This is a genomic window from Eionea flava, from assembly GCF_055393785.1.
In genome coordinates, this window is the sequence record NZ_AP036018.1 from 1,181,811 (window position 1) to 1,201,648 (window position 19,838).

Sequence of the window (19,838 nt, forward strand, 5' to 3'; positions counted from 1 at the left end):
AACCAATGCGCTTATCTTAAAGACTTTATGTTGTTTGGCAAGTGCTATTCACCCATGCTTTCGTTTAATTGCATTTGTTTGTCTAGGTTATGTTTAATGCGTTCCAGCGCACGTTCGAATAGTGGTTTAGCGGTGCCATCGAGTATTGTCGCTTTTTCCGACAAAATATCTCTGGCTAACTCTAAGCGAGATAACATGGTTACTTCTTGGTTACTTTGATTCACCAAGATATATTTACGTGTTTCCGCACTAAAACCATTTACCTTCATACGTGTATTTTTATCATATTCAATCCACGTACCAGGATCGATGAGTTTAATGTAGTTCATCACCCGTTCTTCTTCTGGGGTGGGAGTGCCCGTAATTTCGGAAGTAATATTAACGTCTTTCTTAGGATCTTGTTTAGTTACGGTTGTTTTAATCGTTTGTCGATTCATAACATTCGATTTTAATTGTTCAAGGTCGCTTAAAGCAGTAGCCATTTTTGCTGGGTTGTAAGCAATATCCGTTAGTCCAGCTTCAACTTGCTTAATGATAGTATCAAAACCTTTTTCAATTTCGCGTCCATTATCTTTCACTCTTTTAATAGAGCAGTATGTAATAAGGTTATCAATAACCCCTAAGGCCTCTGTCCATTGTTTTGAGTCATTTTCATCTTTGAGCTGTAAAAACGTTAGATAGACAAACCATGGTGATAGTAGATTAATAATAGATGAAGGTACTCTCCTGCCTTCTATGCGGCTTTTAATTTCTTTTCGAGCGGTGAGCTTGGCCTGCTCATGTTTTTCTTGTCCGCGTTTTTTTTCAATGCTATTGCGTTCGCGTAAATTATGCATGTGAGTGACACGTTTTTTAAGCAGAGTGAACTCAATAAGTGTTTCTGCAAAAAGATTGATATCATTTTTAAAATCTTTAATTATGCGCTGTACAACGGCTTTTATTTCGTTATACATATTGTATTGAGATGTACCGTCGTGACCAACGAAATTCGCTCCTGCATCGGCTAAACTGTCTAGCAGCATGCGTGATTTGTGCTCTTTATTTTCAAAAAAGCTTTCATCAATAAACGCAAGTTTCAAAAACGGAGTATGTAAGTGGCTGAGTAGTGTTTTAATCGAATCAGGTAGGTTTTCATCAGCCAGAATGTACTCAAAAAGCATGCCGACCATGTCAATGGTATACATGTTTTTTGCATTAATTGAACCGTCGGGTGATTCTTTCGCAAGTTGCTGGTATACCTGAGTGCTATTAGCGGCAATATTTGTGGGAGTTGTTAGTACTTGTTGAGTATCGTTATTACTAAAAAAGTGAGCTGTTGCTGCCGATTGTTGAACGGATTCAACCGCATCAATAATATGTGATGTATCTAATACAATAGGCGTTGATTCTACATTTGCAGATAGATTCGTATCTTTAATATCAACAATATCAGCTTCTAAAGAAGGCTCGTTATTGGCAGTAGTCGATGTGTTGTGGGCAGATTGTGTTAAACCGTTACTTTCTTCGGTATGTTGCCCGCTTCCCATATTATTAACGATAGGGATAGGTAAATCACTACCTCCAATATTTCTAGCCCGCTGTAATAAATTACGTATAGCATTGACTAGGGGGATTTGCGAAGAGCCCTCTTGATTGTCGAGTGTTTCTTGTTGGTTTTTTTCGTCGAGCTCAATTTCATTGTTATTATCAGTAGATTGGTTGTTTGCTATTGCCGAATTTGTTTGTTCGTTATTTGGAGTTGCTGGTTTTTTTGAACCTATTGGGTAGGTTTTTTCTAGGTTGTTTTCTTTGTTTTCTTTATTGCTCAGTGGAGCATCTTTACTGACAATAGGGCTATGTTGAGTGGCATAATTGAGTCTAGGTAGTATATCTTCCTCGATTAAGATGCTGTTAATAAGGTTCAGTAATTGAGGATATTGTTTGTTAAGCAATTCTGACAGCACTTTGTAACAAACATTTTTTCCTGCTATGTCGATAGGCAATTTTTTTAAGCTAAAGCGCAATCCAGAAAAAAACTGTAGGGGTGATAGTGGATTATTATTCTCATTAATAGGAAGCCCTTTATTCATAAAGGTTAAACGTTGTTCTAACTGCCATATTTTTTCTTTGTGAGCTTGATTAGCTCCAGAAGAAAAGGAGCGAATGGATATATTTTCTTCTAACACATCATCATCGACTAAAGACCAAGCCTCTTTATGAAATTCATTCTCCCTAACTTGTGTGTCTAATTCATTAGTTTTAAATTTATAGAAACCAATGCTAAGCTGTTCTGATAAATCATTACTTATATTGTCTTTACTTTTCGTAAAAATATTTAAACAATCTAGCGCAATAGCATGTTGCTTATGAGTGGTAGTATGTTCTGCATAGTGCTCTAATGCGACGCCTACATTGCGAATAAGCTCTTCTGCAAACATCCTAATGTTAGGTGTTAGAGCAAGATGAGACTGATCAATAATTTCGTGATAATATTTGGTGTCAGCCATTGGTTGTCCGTATGGATAATATGAATTTATTGTAAAATTGATTAGTGCAATATAGCTAGTTCAATTTAAATTATGCGAGTGAATCTATACCAAAATCACCTCAAGTACCAGTTTGCTGCCGAAGTAAGCTAGCATAAGCACACAAAAGCCTCCTAAAACCCAGCGTACCGCGTAGTTACCTCTCCATCCGCGGGTCACTCTACCGTAGAGCAGCAATGCAAATACGGCCCACGCAATAAGCGACAATAGCGTTTTATGTGCAAGGTGCTGTTCAAATATATTATCAATATAATAAATGCCGGATATTAGGGCTATAGTAAGTAATACCACACCTACCCATACGAACTTGAAGAGCAGAGACTCCATGGTTTGTAGAGGGGGAAGATATTGTGCTATCCCAGATAGTTGTCGGTTTTTTAAATGATGATCTTGCCAGCTAACGAGTAATGCCTGTAATACCGCGGCAAATAATAAGCTATAAGCAGCGATCGATAATAGAACATGCAAACCCATACCTACAGATAATTGTAAGTAACTGGTGCTGTTCTGCGCGCTAGCACTCATTGACTCAATAAATAGAATGCTGGCAATAACAACAATAGATAGCGGTAAAAGAAAAATAAATAAGCTGTGTAGCGGCTTGCGCCAACTACTGGCTAATACAACGGCATTAACACTTAATGAGACTAGCGAAGCCATGTGAGAAAGTGATAGGTCGACACCTTCAGCTTGAAAGATTCCACTGTATAGGCCAATCGCTTGTAGCGTTGTTGCAATAGCGGTTAACCCTAAAAAGTAATGGCCGCTAGTGACTTGCTGGCGATGTAAGCGATAAAAGAAGAAAGCCGCTAGACCGATATAGAGGATCAGTGCAATAGTATGGTAAGTGACAAAATGCATAAGTATGAACAAGCAATTATTATCTGAAAAATAAGAATGATAGTGTGTCACAGCGTGTTCAGAAAGAGAAGAGGAAGGTGATGGCAGTCGCTGAGATGTGCCTTGTGGGCTCAATTATGTCTATAATCGTAGGCATGATTCATTAGTATGATTACACTGCACTGCAGCGCAACACGTTAGCTTATTGGGTGACTGATTGCTTGTGATAATGTGTTTTACGAAATTAATGCCGGTAGTATTGCTTCAAATCAAGCGACATTCATCATTTTTCCACCTTGGATACCCCCTTAATGTATCAGCAATTTCTTAATATACTCTTTGTTGAAGACTCTCAAGATGATGTGGAGCTTACGTTATCTGAATTGTATCGTGCAGGCTATGATGTTAGCGTCCAAAGGGTTGAATCTGAGGAGGCGATGCAGCAAGCACTAGATAACGGGCATTGGGATCTCATTATTAGCGATTACAAAATGCCGCAGTTTAGTGCTGAAAAATCTCTTCAGCTGTATAAGAAAAATCGCTTAGATATTCCATTTATTATCATTTCTGGTGTTGTAGAAGCTGAAGATGTAGTTTCTTTGCTGAAGCAGGGCGCCCACGATTTTCTCAATAAGTCCGCCTTAGCTAGATTAATCCCCGCAATTGAGCGAGAGTTGAGAGAAGCTAATGCGCGAATTGCACAGCGGCATGCAGAACAAAAAATAAGCATATTGTCGCTTGCGGTTGAACAAAGCCCTGTTTCTGTCGTGATTACCGATTCCATGGGGGTCATTGAATACGTTAACCCAATATTTGAATATACATCGGGCTATTTATTAGAAGAAGCCGTTGGTCAGCATTTAGGTTTTTCCTTAATGGCGGGTGATTCACATTCAACCGATGCCGAATTGCTCTGGTCGCATATTAGCGAGCATGCGCGGTGGGGCGGTGAATTATGTAGTGTACATAAAGACGGCAGAGCGTATTGGGAATACATTAATGTATCTTCCTTGAAAGATACTAACGGCAACGTCATTCGTTATGTGTCAATACAAGAAGATATAACCGTCAGGCGTACCTATGAAGCTCAACTACGTAATCAGGCACATTATGACGAACTAACAGGCTTGCCTAATCGCACTCTCATTATGGAGAATATCCATCATGCGATTGCTGATAGCCATGCCAATGGTCAGTCGCTCGCCTTAGTGTGTATCGACCTAGACGACTTTAAAAATGTGAATGATACGCAAGGGCATGATATTGGTGATGAATTGCTTATGCAGGCAGCATCACGTTTGGCGGGTTTAACGAGTGGTACGCAATGTCTTGGGCGCACAGGAGGTGATGAGTTTTTTATATTACTCCCCGATAGTAATAATCGTGTTGGCGGTATAACCGCTGTGGATAGATTAGCTCATACCGTCATAGATGCGTTTGCAAACCCTTTTGTTATGGATGAGCGCACATATTATGTGACAGCCAGCATAGGTATTGCGACTTACCCCGAGCAAAGTGACGATGCATTAACACTGTTAAAAAGTGCAGAAGCGGCAATGTACCAAGCCAAAAAGCAAGGGAAGAACCGATGCCAGCTTTTTAGTGAATCCATCAATGATGCGCTCAACGAGCGTATGGCTATAGAAAGCGCTTTGCGTGGCGTAGAAAAGCGCAATGAACTTCAATTATTGTATCAACCTATTATCGAAAGAGAGTCGGGTCATGTAGCGCTGTGTGAAGCATTACTGCGCTGGAAAACGCATGATGATCATTTCATCATGCCTGATGTGTTTATTCCCGTAGCAGAAGACACAGGGCTAATTAATCCTATCGGTGAATGGGTGATTCAGCAAGCCTGCAAAGACTTAAAAGCGATACATAATACTATTAATCCTTTAATGAAATTTGCCATCAACATATCCTCAAAGCAGCTACAAGAAAGCCGTTTTTCTCGATATTTAAAAGAGCAGTTAGAGTGTAATGAGCTTTTACCTGAAATGATAAAACTAGAAATTACCGAAAGCGTAGTGATGCACGATATGGGAGAAACCCAAAAAAATTTAGAAGACCTATGCCGCTCAGGGTTTCAGTTATCGATTGATGATTTTGGTACGGGTTATTCTTCGCTAGCCTACCTGCAAAAATATCCATTTGACGTACTTAAAATCGACCGTAGTTTTGTTAGTCAAATAGGTAATAATAAAAATAATGCCAAATTGACCGAAGCAATTATCAATATGGCGCACAGTCTTGATATGAAGGTAGTGGCAGAAGGCGTAGAAACAAAAATTCAACAAGAATTCTTAGCACAACACCAGTGTGATTTCACACAAGGCTATTATTTTAGCCGACCAATTGCATTTGATGAGTTGATGGAAAAGTTACTAAAAAATAATTGAAATATAAGTAGAGTAGTGCGCGAGTAGAGAAACATCCCTGTTTCGTTGTTAACTATTAGTTAGGGTTTGTGGTGGCCCACCCATGTTCCTTTGCATAGCTTTCTAAGCGGCGCCCTCCGGTAACCGCTACAGGATTTCCCACAATAGAGAGCATAGGTACATCAGAAATATCGTCACCATAGGCATAGCAATCCGATAAAAGACACTCTTTATCTTCAATAAATAAACGCATAGCATCAGCCTTTCCTGTACCTATAGTTTGAGGTGGTATGATATTTCCAGTATATTTACCTTCCTTTCTCTCTAGGTTAATGGAAAGAATGTGCTTTACACCTAAATCATCCGCTATAGGTTGAAGTAACTCTTGGAATGAACCAGAGACAAATACGCACTCGATACCATTAGATTGGTGTTCTTTAAGAATTTTTACTATATTTTTATGGTAGAAGCCAAGCGGGTGTTCAATGTTGTTAAAAAACCATAAGTTAGCTATTTTTTTCACGGATTCAGTACTAAAATTTTTAAAGTAAGAGTAGTAGACTTCGTTCATCGTCTCCCAAGATGCGCCTAGATTTGTCAACTCTTTTACCTCAGTATAGAATTTATTTTTAAGGTTTTCATTATTTATATCAGTAAAGTAAAGTGCTATAAAGCCCATCATGCTTTTTGTAGAAATGATGGTGTCATCTACATCAAAAAATGCAAAAAGGTGTTCTTTTTTTGCTGACATCTTATGCATGTTCAACTCCTTCTTCTGGCAGTTGAAATTGACTCAAATAGGACTCAACTGAGAGGTTGGAGAGTTTGGTTTCCATATTAGAAACCAACTTACTAGACATCATAGTTCCTTCAAGTAACATGGAGACACAAACTGTCTCGCATTGAACGATATTTACATTCATTTTATAGTTTTTATTTTTACCTTTAGATTCTCCAGAATTTATAATTTCTGCTTTTATTTCAGATGGAAGAGGAAAGTTAAATCGATTGTAATTTACCTTAAGGTCATTAAAAACAAAGTAAAGTGATTTCTCGTAACTAGGAAGAATGAACTTTTCCATAATTGCAAGATAGAGTTGTCTAGCTGCTTCAACGAGAAGCATTCCTTGAACATGTAGCCCTGTTTGATGGTCAGACATCATGTCGCATTGTTCGTCGATCAATAGGTGTGATGTAAATGTTAATTCGGAATTTCTACTTGGTTCAGATATTAAGATGTTTTCGGCGCTATGTTTATGTGTTAATTTTTTTGAAGCTTTCTTGTGATTTGTTTGTAGTAGGTTAATGTCGAAGTATTGATGATTTTTTGATTGCTTTATTGAGGTTAACAATAATTCAATGTTTTCACTATTAATGCCTTGCCCGAGAATTAACGTGGTTTTTTGGCGCTTGTTATAAATTAAATTTTCAGCGTTAATTAAATCATAGAGATCAGACAGTGTTATGACATCCTTATTAAATGCAAAGTTTTTGAATTTATCAGATACAACAAGAAGATTTTTATATAACATGGGTATTCCTCAGTAAATTATTGGATTTTTGCCAAAAATAGATAAGTCGATGTTTGGCTCAGGTATAGTTGCAAATTCTTAAAGGCTTTTCATATTCGACTTTTACAAGCTATATTTATGATGAAAAATGTGCCAATTTAGGTGTTGATGTTTTTAAGAGGTTAGTATCGTGAAGAGAGTAATGAGTTATGTTTCGATAGGCCTACTGATATGGCTGACTACGTCTAAAGTCAGTGTGGCGAGCGATTTGAAAGTTATTACTATAGAGATTGCTCCATGGGCATACAGACAAGATGTGACTGGTGAGTATTTAGGTATTTTTCCTCATATAGTGAAAGAGTTAGAAAAAAGGACTAATCGCACAATCAAGATTACCTTGAGCCCATACGCAAGAATAAATAAGGAATTAGAAAGTGGGCGTCAGGATTGTACGATTTTAGTTTCGGATGTTAAAAGACAAGAAATAACAGAAAAAGGGGAGTTTTTATTCGATCATCCCGTCGGGGTTTTAGCAAAAAAAGGTGTTACTCTAAGGTCATATTCCGATATTTCTGATTTAAGGATAACATTACTTCGCGGATCCTCTATTTCACCAAAATTTGACGCTGATCAAGAGTTGAAAAAAGAGTTTGATACGGACTATCTCATAAGCTTGAGGAAATTGCAGCACGGTAGAGTTGATGCTATTGCTGGTGCAATACCCACAGTTCAGTATCTTGCAAAAAATAATGGTATGGCCGATATGTTGGGTAATCCCTTAGAGTTAAATGTCGAACCGATTTACCTTCAATGCTCAAAAAATTCTGAGATGATAAAAGATATGAAAGATTTAAATGATGCAATAAAGTCTATTAGAGATGATTCAACTTTACATAGAATTTTATTGGATAATACTTAATTGTAGGTTTTTTTGATGAGGGTTTTAGTTGCTTTTTTTATTGTTTTTTTTTCACATTCACTATTTTCCAAAAACATTAATTTTATTACGTTAGATATTGCTCCTTGGGCATATTATGATGAAGAAAGTGGCGAGCTTTCGGGAATTTTTTCAGATGTGATGAAAGAAATTGAAAAGAGGACGGGCTACGATATAACGGTATCTCTGTCGTCTTATGCGTTTTCAAGAATAAATCGTGAGTTAGAGTCAGGCAGGCAAGACTGTACGATGATAATTTCTAGTGAAAAAAGAAAAGATATAACTTTTTTAGGAGAAAAAGTCTTTGATTTGAATATGGGAGTTATAGCTAGAAAAGGTGTCTTGATTAAAACAAAAGAAGATTTTAAAAACATTAAGGCCTCTATTATGGAAATCCTTTCTAGTAGAGAAGGTTTTTTGGCCCCAGATGATTTTATACGTCAAGTTGACTCTACTTATAATGTTGGTTTGAAAAAATTAAAGTACAAGCGAGTAGATGCTATTGTTGGTGCTATTCCGACAATCAATTATCTGATTAAAAAAAATGGGATGCAAGATGACTTGGAAAAACCGTTTGTTATATCTAATGAACCTATATATTTGCAATGTTCTAAAAAATTGAAGGAATTGGAATATTTTGAATCGCTAAATCACGTAATAAGAAATATGAGAAGTGAGGGTGTTTTAGAGAAAATAGTCAAAAAGCACTCTTGGTACTAACTTTAGGTTTTTAGGTGAAAAAAAATAACCAAAATTTGATAGGTTTTCTTATCAAACGCTACCGTAGCCAATCAATAGCTAAAACACTCTTAGTATGGATTGTATTTTTTAGCGCAATCATCACATTAACTTTAACTGTCATCCAGTTACTTATTGATTATAAAGTTGAAATTGAAACTTTAGACACCCGCTTATCTGAAATAGAAACATCTTATCGACGTAGTATTCAGGCGAGTTTGTGGAATGTGGATATAGAGCAATTGACGATTCAAATGGAGGGGATTAAACGCTTACCTGATATTCAAAGTGTCACTGTTGAAGAGTTAGGTGGTGGTCAAAATTCCATTATTTTACAGAAGGGGAGTGCCAGTTCATCTAGTCTGAAAAAACAATACCCATTATTAAGATTTGATGGCGATCAAAAAATCCACATAGGTAATCTCCATGTTGAAGCTTCATTATCTGCGGTATATCAACGGTTAATTAATAAAGCGCTGACGATTGTGATGGTGCAGGGTATTAAAACCTTTTTTGTATCATTTTTTATTCTATATGTTTTTTATCGTTTGGTGACTCGCCATATTATTAGTATTGAGCGGTTTTTACGTGATTATGATAAGCGTGATTCTTTTTTAGAGTTGTCTCTGGTTCGTAAGAAAAGGGGGGGTAAGGATGATGAGTTGGATCATTTGGTAGGCGCATATAATTCCATGATGGTTGATTTGCGGCGCTCTTATGAGGACCTTAGAACGGTTAACGCTCAACTTAAGAAGGATATTGTTGCAAGAAACCAGGCTCAGCTAGAAGTAAAGCAACTCAATGAGGAGCTAGAAAACCGAGTGTTAATACGCACGGCTGAACTAGAGGCTGCTAATAAAGAACTCAATGCATTTTGTTATTCGGTATCGCATGATTTGCGAGCGCCATTGCGGCGTATTGAAGGCTTTCGTTACAATTTTTCTCAAGAGTTTGCGCGGCATGTAGATTCGCGAGGAGCGCACTATCTGGCTCGCATGGAGGCATGTACTTCTGAAATGAATGCGATGATAGACAGCTTTCTCGTGTTGTCTAAATCAACGAGTGCAGAGTTGAATATTGAGCAAGTTAATGTCTCTGAGTTAGCTAATCGTATTGTTGAGCGCTTGCAAGAGAAAGACAGTTCACGGAAGGTCGATTTATCTATCCAAAAAAATATTGTTATCCCCTGCGATGCGCGTTTAACCGAATTGTTGTTAACTAACTTATTTGATAACGCGTGGAAATATTCTGCAAAAATAGAGAAGGCTTCCATCGCATTTTTTCGTCGAAAAAAGCATGGCGAATATACTTACGTGATAGAAGATAATGGCGTAGGTTTTAATATGGAATTTGCCAAGCACCTATTTTCACCTTTTACTCGTCTCCATAAGGTGAGTGATTTTCAGGGTGTGGGTATTGGTTTAGCAACCGTTAAGCGAGTAGTCGCCAGACACGGCGGGCAAGTGTGGGCAGAATCTGAAGTGAATAAAGGCGCTAAATTTTATTTTACCTTAGCACCATCTAAAGTAGCTGTTTCTGAAAAAGATGTTAGCGGTTTAATAATATCAAAATAAATAGAGTGATCAAGTTTTAGTAGTAATACTTTTAATGAAAAAAGTAGTTGAATATAGCGAAGGAGCTTTCATAAGTGGCTTTTGATAAAAATCTACTTTTTGTAACTTGTCTTAGATTGCATTAGCTTTAAGTCAGGCGTGAGCCGCTCGTATCTTTTGCAGCTTGAAAGAGGTAAGCGAATATTAGAAGACAAAGAGTGAGACTTTGCTGGATTACTTTCTGGAACAGGGGTGGGAGCACCTTTACCTTAATTAAAAAGCGCGCCTTATGAGCCATTGCCGTATGTGGTTCGTGATGGCTTTGTTATACCGGATTCTGTTAGTGATGAAGATATTGAAAGTATTCTGGAGGAGTATTGCGAGAATGCTCGAAGAATTGAAGTGATCAGGGCGACGAATGTAGAGCGTGGCTCTTGGTCGGGTAAAATCGACACCACTCATGCTGACCAGAATTGGCTCGCCGCTATGATGTTGGCCGCACGTCAATTTACGATCATTCAGTTATTACATGGAAAGCTCGAAGAGGGTGGTGAATTTGTCGAGCAGGATAGAGCATCGATTACCACTATAGGTGAATATGGTGATGATATGTTTTACCGTGGTTTTGTTAAAGGTGAAGGCTTGGAATTTCGCATTTAACAATTAAAATCTATGTATAACAATGGTTTAACGAGTGTTTTACTGTTGTTATGCATCGCCGCTAACCGTGATTACATCTAGGTTTAGTGGAGGTTTGGTTGTTACTTAGAAGGTTTGTTAGCAGCCTGTTTCATTACACGAATTTGGGCTTCAGTTGCATCTTTGAGTACAGCGTCATAAACGCGCTCTTTCTCGCTGGGGGAGCCGTTTCTAATAAAGTCAGAAAATGACTTACTGGTAGGTGTATCGCTAGTTGGGATGCTCATAATTCTAGTCTAGAGTAATTTTACGATATGCTCAATTTCTGAGCGAGTATATTTTTCGGGTTTATGATTGTCAATATTATCAATGTTGGCGATGCGTCTTCGGTTTGAGCCGTCAACATTTTTGATTAGTAGGTCGACGACGATATTTTCTTGGTATGTTTTTTTGAGCTGGTTAACCACATCTCTTGCTTGGTAATATTGCTGTATGAAGTGTTTAGCTAGTATTCTCCGGCCTTCCACTTGTTCTCTTGCGGTTACAAAATCCCATGCTTGCTTCGGCTCTTGATAAACATACAGTATGAGAACTGATCTTTGTTTACCTAGTGATCTGCCAATGTTTTTCACGGCAATATCGTAGTTTGATAATGTACCATCAAGGATAAAGCTCTGTTTCTGTTTGAGGGCTAGATCGTGTATTTTATCTACTAATACAGATACACCTCTCTGGAATAAATAAGAGTTACTGCCGTCATAGTCCTCAAAATGCGTTCGTAAGCTGTCAGGGTCTATTCTGATGACGCCTTTGGGGGCATTTTCAACCAAGGCAATAGACGCTTCTGTTTTGCCTGCGCCCGGTGAGCCAGCCATAAACACCGACACGGGGTTTTCTTCGCTGGGGTAGGTTGCCTTGTCTGTAAAGGCTTTGGCTATTCGTTTTTTATTAGAGCGCGCGAATTCGAGTGCCTTTTTTTCGATAGCTCTTTCGTGCTCTGATAGTTTCATGAGTGCCGTTACCAGTTGTTATGTCGAATTATCACTTTACCATAAAGCTATTGGAATCTATTGAGAAACCATAATTGCCAATTAGCTTCGGCCTAGTAGCCCATGGTAAAAAAGTGTGTGTATTGCAAAAAACCGACTAAAGAGAGTGTTTCTATCAAATTAAGCCCAGAGGTTCTCGGGTTTTTAAAGGGCAAGGTCGAGGCTATTAATCAAAGGTGAATGATATTTGAAAAGTCATTTTAGTTGTGTATGTATCATTACCAGCACCCCTAAATCCAATGAGGAGTACTTTTTCCTCGCTGGGTTTAGGGGTCAACAAGCGGAGCGCGTTAGGAGTCTTGTGCTTTTTGCTTGGTCCGCAACTCTGCGTCAAGTTCCAGTTTCGTTTCTACCATTTCATCCAGTTCTTCGGCTGTAAATTTTTTGTTTTTAAGCTCTTCTATTGATCTCAGATAATTGAGAAATTTGGCCGCTAGATGCGCTTTCATTAATTCATTATCATCCAGCGCAGTTAGTGCAGACAAAATATGTGTGTATTTGCATTGAGTCATTGTATTCATCTTAATGATCCTATATCTAATGCTTAAAGGTTTGGGTGCGTAGTGCATTTGTATGTCAGCAAGCATCATCCAGCCAGTGATAGTCGGCACTTTTTGGTGAATCATTATTAGATTTTTCGTGAAGGGTTGCGTTCGGTGAAATTAGTAGTCTGTATTTGTCTAAAACTTTACCTGTTTTTCGGTGAACCTCTAAAAATAAATCTAAAGCATGGCTAAGTGCGCGGTGGGTCGATCTTTGGTCGCTGTATTCTTTAGATAAATAGCCGTATTCAGCAGACTGCGCGACTATATTAATAATGTGTCTTGCATCACTAGATTTATTTCGTAAATCATCAATAAAGTCGAGATCTAGCTCTTTTTCGCTAGGGTTGAGGTCTCCGTTATTTTCCCGTTTTGTGGTTACTTTGGTTTTTAATTTATTGAGTATGATGATTTTTAGGTGGGCTAACTCTTCACCGGATAGCTTGGGTAGCAGAGGTTCTAATTCTTCTGGTGATGCGCTTTTATGTGAGTTGATCATAACGAGTAGTATCCTTTTTTGAGAGTGAAGAAGGTGATTTAGGTTTTTGATAGGTTGAGAAGTAGGCAGGCACAAAAAAGCCGCATTATTGAGACAATAAGGCGGCTTTGTGCGGAATAATGTTCTTTCTGGCGTGTGTGTGCATATAGCGACAATGTCTACTATATGTCTATTATGATAAATGGTCGGAAATGACCCGAAAGGAATGAAATCAGCTAAGTGCTTGATTTTAAATGGTACCAGAGGCCGGACTCGAACCGGCACGCTTTTAAGGGCGGGGGATTTTGAATCCCCTGTGTCTACCAATTTCACCACTCTGGCAAAGCGAGGCGCGATTATAACAGCGGCTTTGCATCCGTCAACAGACTTTCTTCCAATTCTAGAATTTTCCCCGTTTTTCCTATACCCTTGCCGCCTTTTAACATGCAGGCTTTACGTTGTGGATGTTTGCTGTTCAGTGCTTATTAATCTTCCATTATTAAAATAAAGCCCTTACTTTTGAGCCCTTACCATGCGTCGTCAAGATTTTACCTACGAACTCCCTGAAGAACTGATTGCTTTTGAGCCTACCGAGCAGCGTACGGGTAGTCGTTTGATGCGGCTTGATGGTAATAGTGGCGATATCACACATGGGCAGTTCGCTGATGTGGTTGACCAGCTACAAGCGGGCGATGTTATGGTGTTTAACGATACGCAAGTCATTCCTGCGCGGGTTTTTGGGCAAAAGGCCACAGGCGGTAAGGTTGAAATTTTAGTTGAGCGCATTATCGATGAGCGCTGTGTTTGGGCGCATATACGCGCCAGTAAGTCGCCAAAAACTGACGCGATAATCACTTTAGACAATGGTGTGCAGGTAAGAGTGGCAGGGCGCACCGGCGCAGATAACGCCTTATTTATTGTTGATTTTGGTGAGCATAATGTACTTGATACCTTGCAAGCAGTAGGGCATATGCCATTACCGCCCTATATTGAGCGTGACGACGAGCCTGAAGATAAAGAGCGCTATCAAACGGTTTATGGTCGCCGACCGGGTGCAGTGGCGGCGCCAACGGCGGGTTTGCATTTCGACGAAGCCATAATTGCCGATATTAAAGCAAAAGGTGTTGAGGTGGTTTACGTGACCTTACATGTCGGTGCAGGTACTTTTCAGCCGGTTCGGGTTGATAATATTGATGATCATGTCATGCACAGCGAAGTTATTGATGTGTCGGCACAGGTTTGTGACACCATCAACAAAGCCCAACAAGAAGGGCGGCGAGTGGTGGCGGTGGGCACGACCAGTATGCGTTCTTTGGAAGCTGCTGCCCAATATAGCGACGGCGATAAACTCATGCCTTACAAAGGTGAAACGGATATTTTTATTACCCCCGGTTACCATTTTCAGGTAGTGGATGCTCTGGTGACTAACTTCCACCTCTCAGAATCTACCTTGTTAATGTTAATATCGGCTTTTGCGGGTTATGAGCACACAATGCAGGCTTATCAGCATGCTGTGGCAGAACGTTATCGCTTTTTTAGCTATGGCGATGCGATGTTTATTACTCGTTGCACCCATAACTAATATCGCCCAATCATCATCCAAAAATACAAAGAGCATGATATGACAATCTCTTCTGATACTCCTTCAGTGTCACCACCAACAGTGCCAACACGGCAGTGCGCTATGCAGTTTGAACTGGATACTACCGATGGCTTAGCGCGTCGTGGTCGTATGGTTTTCCCGCGCGGTACCGTTGAAACACCGGCATTTATGCCAGTGGGCACATACGGTACGGTAAAAGGTATGTTGCCGCGAGACATTGAAGCCATTGGTGCTGATATTGTTCTAGGTAATACCTTTCATCTTATGTTGCGCCCCGGTACCGAAGTGATTAAAGCGCAAAAGCCTCGTAATCTTTTGCAAGAAGAAGGAGCAGAGAAAGACGGAACCCTGCACGACTTTATGCAATGGCATAAACCCATTTTGACCGACTCAGGCGGCTTTCAGGTTTTTAGTTTAGGTAAAATGCGTAAAATTACAGAAGAGGGCGTTACCTTTCGCTCGCCGATTGACGGCAGTAAAATTTTTATGGACCCCGAAAAATCAATGGAGGTTCAGCGCGAACTCGGTTCCGATATTGTGATGATCTTTGACGAGTGCACCCCTTATCCCGCCACTGAGCAAGAAGCGCGAGATTCTATGGAGCTCTCTTTACGCTGGGCAAAACGCAGTAAGGCGGCACATGGTGCTAACCCATCGGCCTTATTCGGCATTATTCAGGGCGGGATGTACCCCAATTTACGTAAAGTGTCACTGGATGGTTTGAGCGAAATGAACTTTGACGGCTATGCCATTGGAGGTTTATCGGTGGGCGAGCCCAAAGAAGAAATGGTGAAGGTGCTGAGCCATTTGGCTCACCAAATGCCGGCAGACAAGCCTCGTTACCTAATGGGCGTAGGTAAGCCCGAAGACATTGTCGAAGCCGTGCGACGTGGCGTTGATATGTTCGATTGTGTAATGCCTACAAGAAATGCGCGCAATGGCCACTTATTTACTTTTTCTGGTGTGGTTAAAATCCGTAACGCCGTGCATAAACACTCAACCGAGCCACTAGACCCTGATTGCGACTGCTATACCTGCCAAAATTTTACCCGTAGCTATCTTCACCACCTAGACAAATGCGGTGAAATCTTGGGTGCGCAGCTTAATACCATTCACAATTTGCGACATTACCAGCGGCTTATGGAAAACCTACGTGATGCGATTGCCAAGCAAGAATTAGAATCGTATGTTGAGCGCTTCTATAAGGGGATTGGTAAAGAGGTGCCTCCATTAGCGCCGTTGCCATCAGGAGAGGCTTAATACTCCCTTGAATTACCCTATGTAAATCCCCATAAACGGGTATAATTGCCCGCTTGAAAATAACTGATAAGTGCGGGTTTTAACCCGCTTTTTCGTAAAGCGCATCATCGTTATGCGGCTTATGTTTACCGACCATCATCATTGAGAGTGCTATGCCTAATCGTTATCCACTATGGAAATATTTATTATTGCTTGCTGTGCTAGGTTTAGCGCTAATATTTTCTTCTGCCAATTTGTATGCACCCGACCCGGCTGTTCAAGTATCGGGCACGTCTAGTGCTTTAGTTCTGAACGATGGAACGATTCGCCGCGCAACACAAGCGTTAGAAAAAAACGAGATCGACTACTTTGGTGAAAGCATCGCCAATAAAAGCCTACTGATTCGTCTAAAAGACAAAGATCAGCAGTTAGAAGCAAAAGAAGTGATCAAAACAGCGCTAGGGGATGACTACGTTGTTGCGTTAAATATGGCACCGACTACGCCGCAGTGGTTAGTCAACTTAGGGGCATCACCGATGAAGCTGGGTTTAGATTTATCCGGCGGTGTTCACTTTTTAATGGAAGTTGATACTCAAGCCGTTGTTGCTGCACGTATCGAATCCACGCCGATTGAGCTAAAGCGCCAGTTACGCCGAGAAAAACTACGTTATCAATCGGTTGACGTGAATAACAATAACCAAATTATTGCTAAATTTTCTACCGCAGAAGTACGTGATCAAGCCATGCCGATATTTCGCACCACATTGGCCGACCCTAGTGCATTGGCAAACCCTTTTTTAATTGAACGTGAAGATGATGGTGGTAATTTTTATATCCGCGCCACCATGACAGAGCAAGCTATCAGTGATATTGAAGATTATGCGGTTGGCCAAAACTTAACGACCCTACGTAACCGTGTAAACGAACTTGGTGTGTCTGAGCCGATTGTTCAGCGTCAAGGCCGCACACGTATTGTGGTTGAATTACCCGGCGTACAAGATACCGCTGAAGCTAAACGTATTATTGGTAAAACAGCGAACTTGGAGTTTCGTTTAGAAGCTGAGCCAGATGCATCGTTAGCCTCAAAAAATCTTTTTGAATACCGTGACGAAGGTGAACAACTTGCTACGGGCGGAGCATTTCTTGAGCGCCGTGCAGTGATTAACGGCACTAACGTATCCGGTGCGCAAGCGGGTTTTGATCCAGAAAGTAATCAACCGAATGTGAATATCACACTTGATAGCGACGGCGGGGCAAAAATGCACCGTGGTACACGTAGCAATGTTGGGCGGCGTTTGGGAGTTTTGTTTATCGAATACAAAACGCGCACACAAGATGCCAATGGCAATGTGTTAGCCAAGCCTGTACAAATTATCGAAAAGAAAATTATTAGCTTGGCGACTATTCGTTCGGCACTTAATGCTAATTTCCAAATTACCGGTTTAAGCTCACCGGCAGAAGCTTCTGAACTCGCATTACTGTTACGTGCGGGTGCGCTGGCAGCGCCAATGACCTTTGTGCAAGAAAGCACTATCGGGCCATCACTGGGTGAAGAAAACATTCGCTTAGGTGTGTTATCCGTTCAACTCGGTTTAGCACTCGTGCTTATCTTTATGGTGGTTTACTACCGTTTATTTGGTGTAGCGGCAAATATAGCGCTTGCCGCTAACTTGGTATTACTGACCGCTATTATGTCGCTATTTGGTGCCACGCTAACACTGCCGGGTATTGCCGGTATTGTGTTGACTGTAGGTATGGCCGTTGACGCTAACGTATTAATTTTTTCGCGAATTAAAGAAGAAATTAAAAATGGCTTATCGCCACAAGGCGCGATTAGTGCCGGTTTTGATCGTGCGTTTACCACCATTCTAGATGCCAATATCACCACGCTAATTGTTGCGGTGATTTTATATGGTATTGGTACTGGCCCCGTCAAAGGCTTTGCTGTAACACTGGCGATTGGTATTTTGACCTCAATGTTTACTGCCATTGTTGGCACGCGGGCAGTCGTTAATTTGATGTACGGCAGTCGTAAAGTAAAGTCGCTGTCGATTTAGGTAATGTCGATTTAGTTGATCAGGAATATATAAGGCAGTCGCTCTGCCAATAACTTAAAACATAAATGCCACGTATCAATAAGCCTGTGGCGTTTATATTTTTTCACTCTTTATAAGAAGATGAACAATGTCTAAAAAACAAAAAAATACTGAAGAAAACGCACCACTCATCAAAAGTATTGATTTTATGAGCAAGCGTTATATTGCCGTTGCTTTTTCTGCTGTGTTATTAATCGCCTCTATCGCCTCTTTAGCCACCAACGGCCTAAAGTTTGGACTAGATTTTACCGGAGGTTTACAAATTGAGCCTCAATATAGCCAAGCCGTCGATTTACAAAAAGTACGTGCGGCACTCGCAAACGATGGCTTCAAAGATGCTATCGTGGTGAACTTTGGCTCAGATCGCGATGTAAAAATTACCACCCAACAAAGCCGTGAAGAGCTAGTGGTTGCACAACTTGCTGCAGAAATCGAAGGTGTAGATTCTGACAATGTAAGTGTCGAAGTGATTAGCGGCAGTAACGACCCAGCGCGCCCCAACGGAGCGCTAGTATTAACTTTTGCTAATGCTAACGACGCCCTCAGAAATACCTTACAAACCTTTGTGACCGATATGGGCTTAAAAACCTTTACCGTCTCGCCCGTTAAGAATGATCAATTCACCGTGCTAAGTGCAGAAGGCTTACAAGTATTTACCGAAACATTATTAGTAAATACATTAAGTGCGGCATCGGGTGCAGACGTGATCATCAAACGTACCGAATTTGTGGGCCCGCAAGTGGGTGACGAGCTGCGCGACCAAGGTGGTATCGGCATGCTATTCGCGTTAGCCATTGTAATGGCTTACGTTGCCTTACGTTTCCAATTTAAATTCTCCGTTGCCTCTGTGGCAGCATTAATTCACGACGTGATTATTGTTTTAGGCTTCTTCTCTGTTTTTGCATTAGATTTTGATCTTACCGTACTTGCTGCCGTACTCGCGGTGATTGGTTACTCCCTGAATGACACCATCGTCGTCTCCGACCGCATTCGTGAAAACTTCCGCCTAATACGCATCGCCGATGCCTCAGAAATTATTAATATTTCACTCACGCAAACACTCGGCCGAACCTTAGTTACCTCATTAACCACCTTGCTTGTGTTACTCGCTTTATTCTTTGTGGGCGGCGAACTCATTCATGCTTTCTCCATCGCATTAATGATCGGTATTTTTGTGGGTACCTACTCATCCGTTTACGTTGCAGCCAACATACTCCTCTTTATGAACATCACCAAAGAAGACCTCATGCCCCCAGTGAAAGAGGGCGCAGAAGTGGATGATATGCCTTAGTGCATATCTTTATCATGGTCATCAAAAAGCCCTTCAATAATATCTATTGAGGGGCTTTTTTGTGGCGGAAGGATTCTTTTTGTTGATGAAAGGTCTGATAAAAAAGAGTTGTCACTTAAAATTGTTTTGTAGATAGATATAAGTTTGATGTGTTTTAACGCATTGATTTGATCTGAATGAACGTGTTAATTTGGTTTTCAATATAATGTTATGCATCAGGAGATATTAGATTAAGACATTAGCTGACATATATAGGTGTCCCAAGTGTAATGGAATCGTAGCTAACGGTAATTCATATTGTAGAAGCTGTGGTCATAAATTTTCACCTGAAGAAATAAGAGTTATGAGAGAAAATCCTCATTCGGTATTTGGTGCTTCTCCATGGAATACCAGAGATCGTTACAGGTGTGTGCATTGTC

At 40.3% G+C, this 19,838-nt stretch carries 17 protein-coding genes and 1 tRNA gene; 9 read left to right on the top strand and 9 right to left on the bottom strand.

The genetic code is table 11. The features are described 5' to 3' along the window. Positions 1-44 precede the first annotated feature (44 nt). On the bottom strand, positions 45-2,486 hold the full coding sequence (locus tag ACZ5O6_RS05505; RefSeq protein ID WP_447090825.1) for a DUF1631 family protein: 2,442 nt from the start codon (positions 2,484-2,486) through the stop codon (positions 45-47). A gap of 84 nt (positions 2,487-2,570) precedes the next feature. Then, positions 2,571-3,386, bottom strand: coding sequence for a cytochrome C assembly family protein (locus ACZ5O6_RS05510; protein ID WP_447090826.1), 816 nt, complete (start codon positions 3,384-3,386; stop codon positions 2,571-2,573). Positions 3,387-3,676: 290 nt separating this feature from the next. Between ACZ5O6_RS05510 and ACZ5O6_RS05515 the strand changes: the two genes are divergently transcribed. After that, the gene (locus ACZ5O6_RS05515) at positions 3,677-5,764 is read left to right on the top strand and encodes a putative bifunctional diguanylate cyclase/phosphodiesterase (RefSeq protein ID WP_464283548.1); all 2,088 of its coding nucleotides are present in this window, start codon (positions 3,677-3,679) and stop codon (positions 5,762-5,764) included. Positions 5,765-5,819: 55 nt separating this feature from the next. On the opposite strand, the gene ACZ5O6_RS05520 is transcribed toward ACZ5O6_RS05515, so the two are convergent. Together ACZ5O6_RS05520 and ACZ5O6_RS05525 are read right to left on the bottom strand one after the other, a co-directional pair. Continuing rightward, positions 5,820-6,503 (bottom strand): HAD family hydrolase, encoded by a 684-nt coding sequence (locus tag ACZ5O6_RS05520; protein WP_447090828.1) that lies wholly within the window; start codon positions 6,501-6,503, stop codon positions 5,820-5,822. Continuing rightward, on the bottom strand, positions 6,496-7,275 hold the full coding sequence (locus ACZ5O6_RS05525) for an AfsA-related hotdog domain-containing protein (protein ID WP_447090829.1): 780 nt from the start codon (positions 7,273-7,275) through the stop codon (positions 6,496-6,498). The genes ACZ5O6_RS05520 and ACZ5O6_RS05525 overlap by 8 nt, the downstream gene beginning before the upstream one ends. 247 nt (positions 7,276-7,522) lie before the next feature. Between ACZ5O6_RS05525 and ACZ5O6_RS05530 the strand changes: the two genes are divergently transcribed. The 4 genes from ACZ5O6_RS05530 to ACZ5O6_RS05545 all read left to right on the top strand — a co-directional run bounded on the left by ACZ5O6_RS05530 (position 7,523) and on the right by ACZ5O6_RS05545 (position 11,142). Beyond that, positions 7,523-8,173, top strand: coding sequence for a substrate-binding periplasmic protein (locus ACZ5O6_RS05530; RefSeq protein ID WP_447090830.1), 651 nt, complete (start codon positions 7,523-7,525; stop codon positions 8,171-8,173). 15 nt (positions 8,174-8,188) lie between these two features. Continuing rightward, complete coding sequence (locus tag ACZ5O6_RS05535) at positions 8,189-8,911, top strand: substrate-binding periplasmic protein (protein ID WP_447090831.1); 723 nt, start codon at positions 8,189-8,191, stop codon at positions 8,909-8,911. A 14-nt stretch (positions 8,912-8,925) separates the two neighbouring features. Then, the gene (locus ACZ5O6_RS05540; RefSeq protein ID WP_447090832.1) at positions 8,926-10,503 is read left to right on the top strand and encodes a sensor histidine kinase; all 1,578 of its coding nucleotides are present in this window, start codon (positions 8,926-8,928) and stop codon (positions 10,501-10,503) included. A 285-nt stretch (positions 10,504-10,788) separates the two neighbouring features. Then, entirely contained in the window at positions 10,789-11,142 is a 354-nt protein-coding gene (locus tag ACZ5O6_RS05545; RefSeq protein WP_447090833.1) for a hypothetical protein, read from the top strand. A gap of 101 nt (positions 11,143-11,243) precedes the next feature. Here ACZ5O6_RS05545 and ACZ5O6_RS05550 read toward each other — a convergent pair whose 3' ends face one another. The 5 genes from ACZ5O6_RS05550 to ACZ5O6_RS05570 form a co-directional block, all read right to left on the bottom strand. Next, positions 11,244-11,408 (bottom strand): hypothetical protein, encoded by a 165-nt coding sequence (locus tag ACZ5O6_RS05550; protein WP_447090834.1) that lies wholly within the window; start codon positions 11,406-11,408, stop codon positions 11,244-11,246. A 9-nt stretch (positions 11,409-11,417) separates the two neighbouring features. Further along, a complete protein-coding gene (locus tag ACZ5O6_RS05555) occupies positions 11,418-12,131 on the bottom strand; it encodes a zeta toxin family protein (RefSeq protein ID WP_447090835.1) in 714 nt (237 codons plus the stop codon). Positions 12,132-12,460: 329 nt separating this feature from the next. Next, entirely contained in the window at positions 12,461-12,691 is a 231-nt protein-coding gene (locus ACZ5O6_RS05560) for a hypothetical protein (RefSeq protein WP_447090836.1), read from the bottom strand. Between the two features lie 55 nt (positions 12,692-12,746). Next, the gene (locus tag ACZ5O6_RS05565; protein ID WP_447090837.1) at positions 12,747-13,211 is read right to left on the bottom strand and encodes a hypothetical protein; all 465 of its coding nucleotides are present in this window, start codon (positions 13,209-13,211) and stop codon (positions 12,747-12,749) included. A gap of 234 nt (positions 13,212-13,445) precedes the next feature. Further along, positions 13,446-13,532 (bottom strand) — tRNA-Leu (locus ACZ5O6_RS05570). Positions 13,533-13,722: 190 nt separating this feature from the next. Between ACZ5O6_RS05570 and queA the strand changes: the two genes are divergently transcribed. The 4 genes from queA to secF all read left to right on the top strand — a co-directional run bounded on the left by queA (position 13,723) and on the right by secF (position 19,419). Beyond that, a complete protein-coding gene (gene queA / locus ACZ5O6_RS05575) occupies positions 13,723-14,772 on the top strand; it encodes a tRNA preQ1(34) S-adenosylmethionine ribosyltransferase-isomerase QueA (protein ID WP_447090838.1) in 1,050 nt (349 codons plus the stop codon). Between the two features lie 102 nt (positions 14,773-14,874). Further along, positions 14,875-16,053 (top strand): tRNA guanosine(34) transglycosylase Tgt, encoded by a 1,179-nt coding sequence (gene tgt / locus ACZ5O6_RS05580; RefSeq protein WP_447090965.1) that lies wholly within the window; start codon positions 14,875-14,877, stop codon positions 16,051-16,053. A 152-nt stretch (positions 16,054-16,205) separates the two neighbouring features. After that, positions 16,206-18,089 (top strand): protein translocase subunit SecD, encoded by a 1,884-nt coding sequence (secD, locus tag ACZ5O6_RS05585; protein ID WP_447090839.1) that lies wholly within the window; start codon positions 16,206-16,208, stop codon positions 18,087-18,089. 127 nt (positions 18,090-18,216) lie between these two features. Beyond that, a complete protein-coding gene (secF, locus tag ACZ5O6_RS05590; protein WP_447090840.1) occupies positions 18,217-19,419 on the top strand; it encodes a protein translocase subunit SecF in 1,203 nt (400 codons plus the stop codon). Positions 19,420-19,838 lie beyond the last annotated feature (419 nt).

Bases quoted from the DNA above. Each gene is read 5' to 3' on its own strand.
- ACZ5O6_RS05505 (WP_447090825.1), bottom strand. From the start codon at position 2,486: ATGGCTGACACCAAATATTATCACGAAATTATTGATCAGTCTCATCTT.
- ACZ5O6_RS05510 (WP_447090826.1), bottom strand. From the start codon at position 3,386: ATGCATTTTGTCACTTACCATACTATTGCACTGATCCTCTATATCGGT.
- ACZ5O6_RS05515 (WP_464283548.1), top strand. From the start codon at position 3,677: ATGTATCAGCAATTTCTTAATATACTCTTTGTTGAAGACTCTCAAGAT.
- ACZ5O6_RS05520 (WP_447090828.1), bottom strand. From the start codon at position 6,503: ATGCATAAGATGTCAGCAAAAAAAGAACACCTTTTTGCATTTTTTGAT.
- ACZ5O6_RS05525 (WP_447090829.1), bottom strand. From the start codon at position 7,275: ATGTTATATAAAAATCTTCTTGTTGTATCTGATAAATTCAAAAACTTT.
- ACZ5O6_RS05535 (WP_447090831.1), top strand. From the start codon at position 8,189: ATGAGGGTTTTAGTTGCTTTTTTTATTGTTTTTTTTTCACATTCACTA.
- ACZ5O6_RS05550 (WP_447090834.1), bottom strand. From the start codon at position 11,408: ATGAGCATCCCAACTAGCGATACACCTACCAGTAAGTCATTTTCTGAC.
- ACZ5O6_RS05555 (WP_447090835.1), bottom strand. From the start codon at position 12,131: ATGAAACTATCAGAGCACGAAAGAGCTATCGAAAAAAAGGCACTCGAA.
- ACZ5O6_RS05560 (WP_447090836.1), bottom strand. From the start codon at position 12,691: ATGAATACAATGACTCAATGCAAATACACACATATTTTGTCTGCACTA.
- ACZ5O6_RS05565 (WP_447090837.1), bottom strand. From the start codon at position 13,211: ATGATCAACTCACATAAAAGCGCATCACCAGAAGAATTAGAACCTCTG.
- queA (WP_447090838.1), top strand. From the start codon at position 13,723: ATGCGTCGTCAAGATTTTACCTACGAACTCCCTGAAGAACTGATTGCT.
- tgt (WP_447090965.1), top strand. From the start codon at position 14,875: ATGCAGTTTGAACTGGATACTACCGATGGCTTAGCGCGTCGTGGTCGT.
- secD (WP_447090839.1), top strand. From the start codon at position 16,206: ATGCCTAATCGTTATCCACTATGGAAATATTTATTATTGCTTGCTGTG.
- secF (WP_447090840.1), top strand. From the start codon at position 18,217: ATGTCTAAAAAACAAAAAAATACTGAAGAAAACGCACCACTCATCAAA.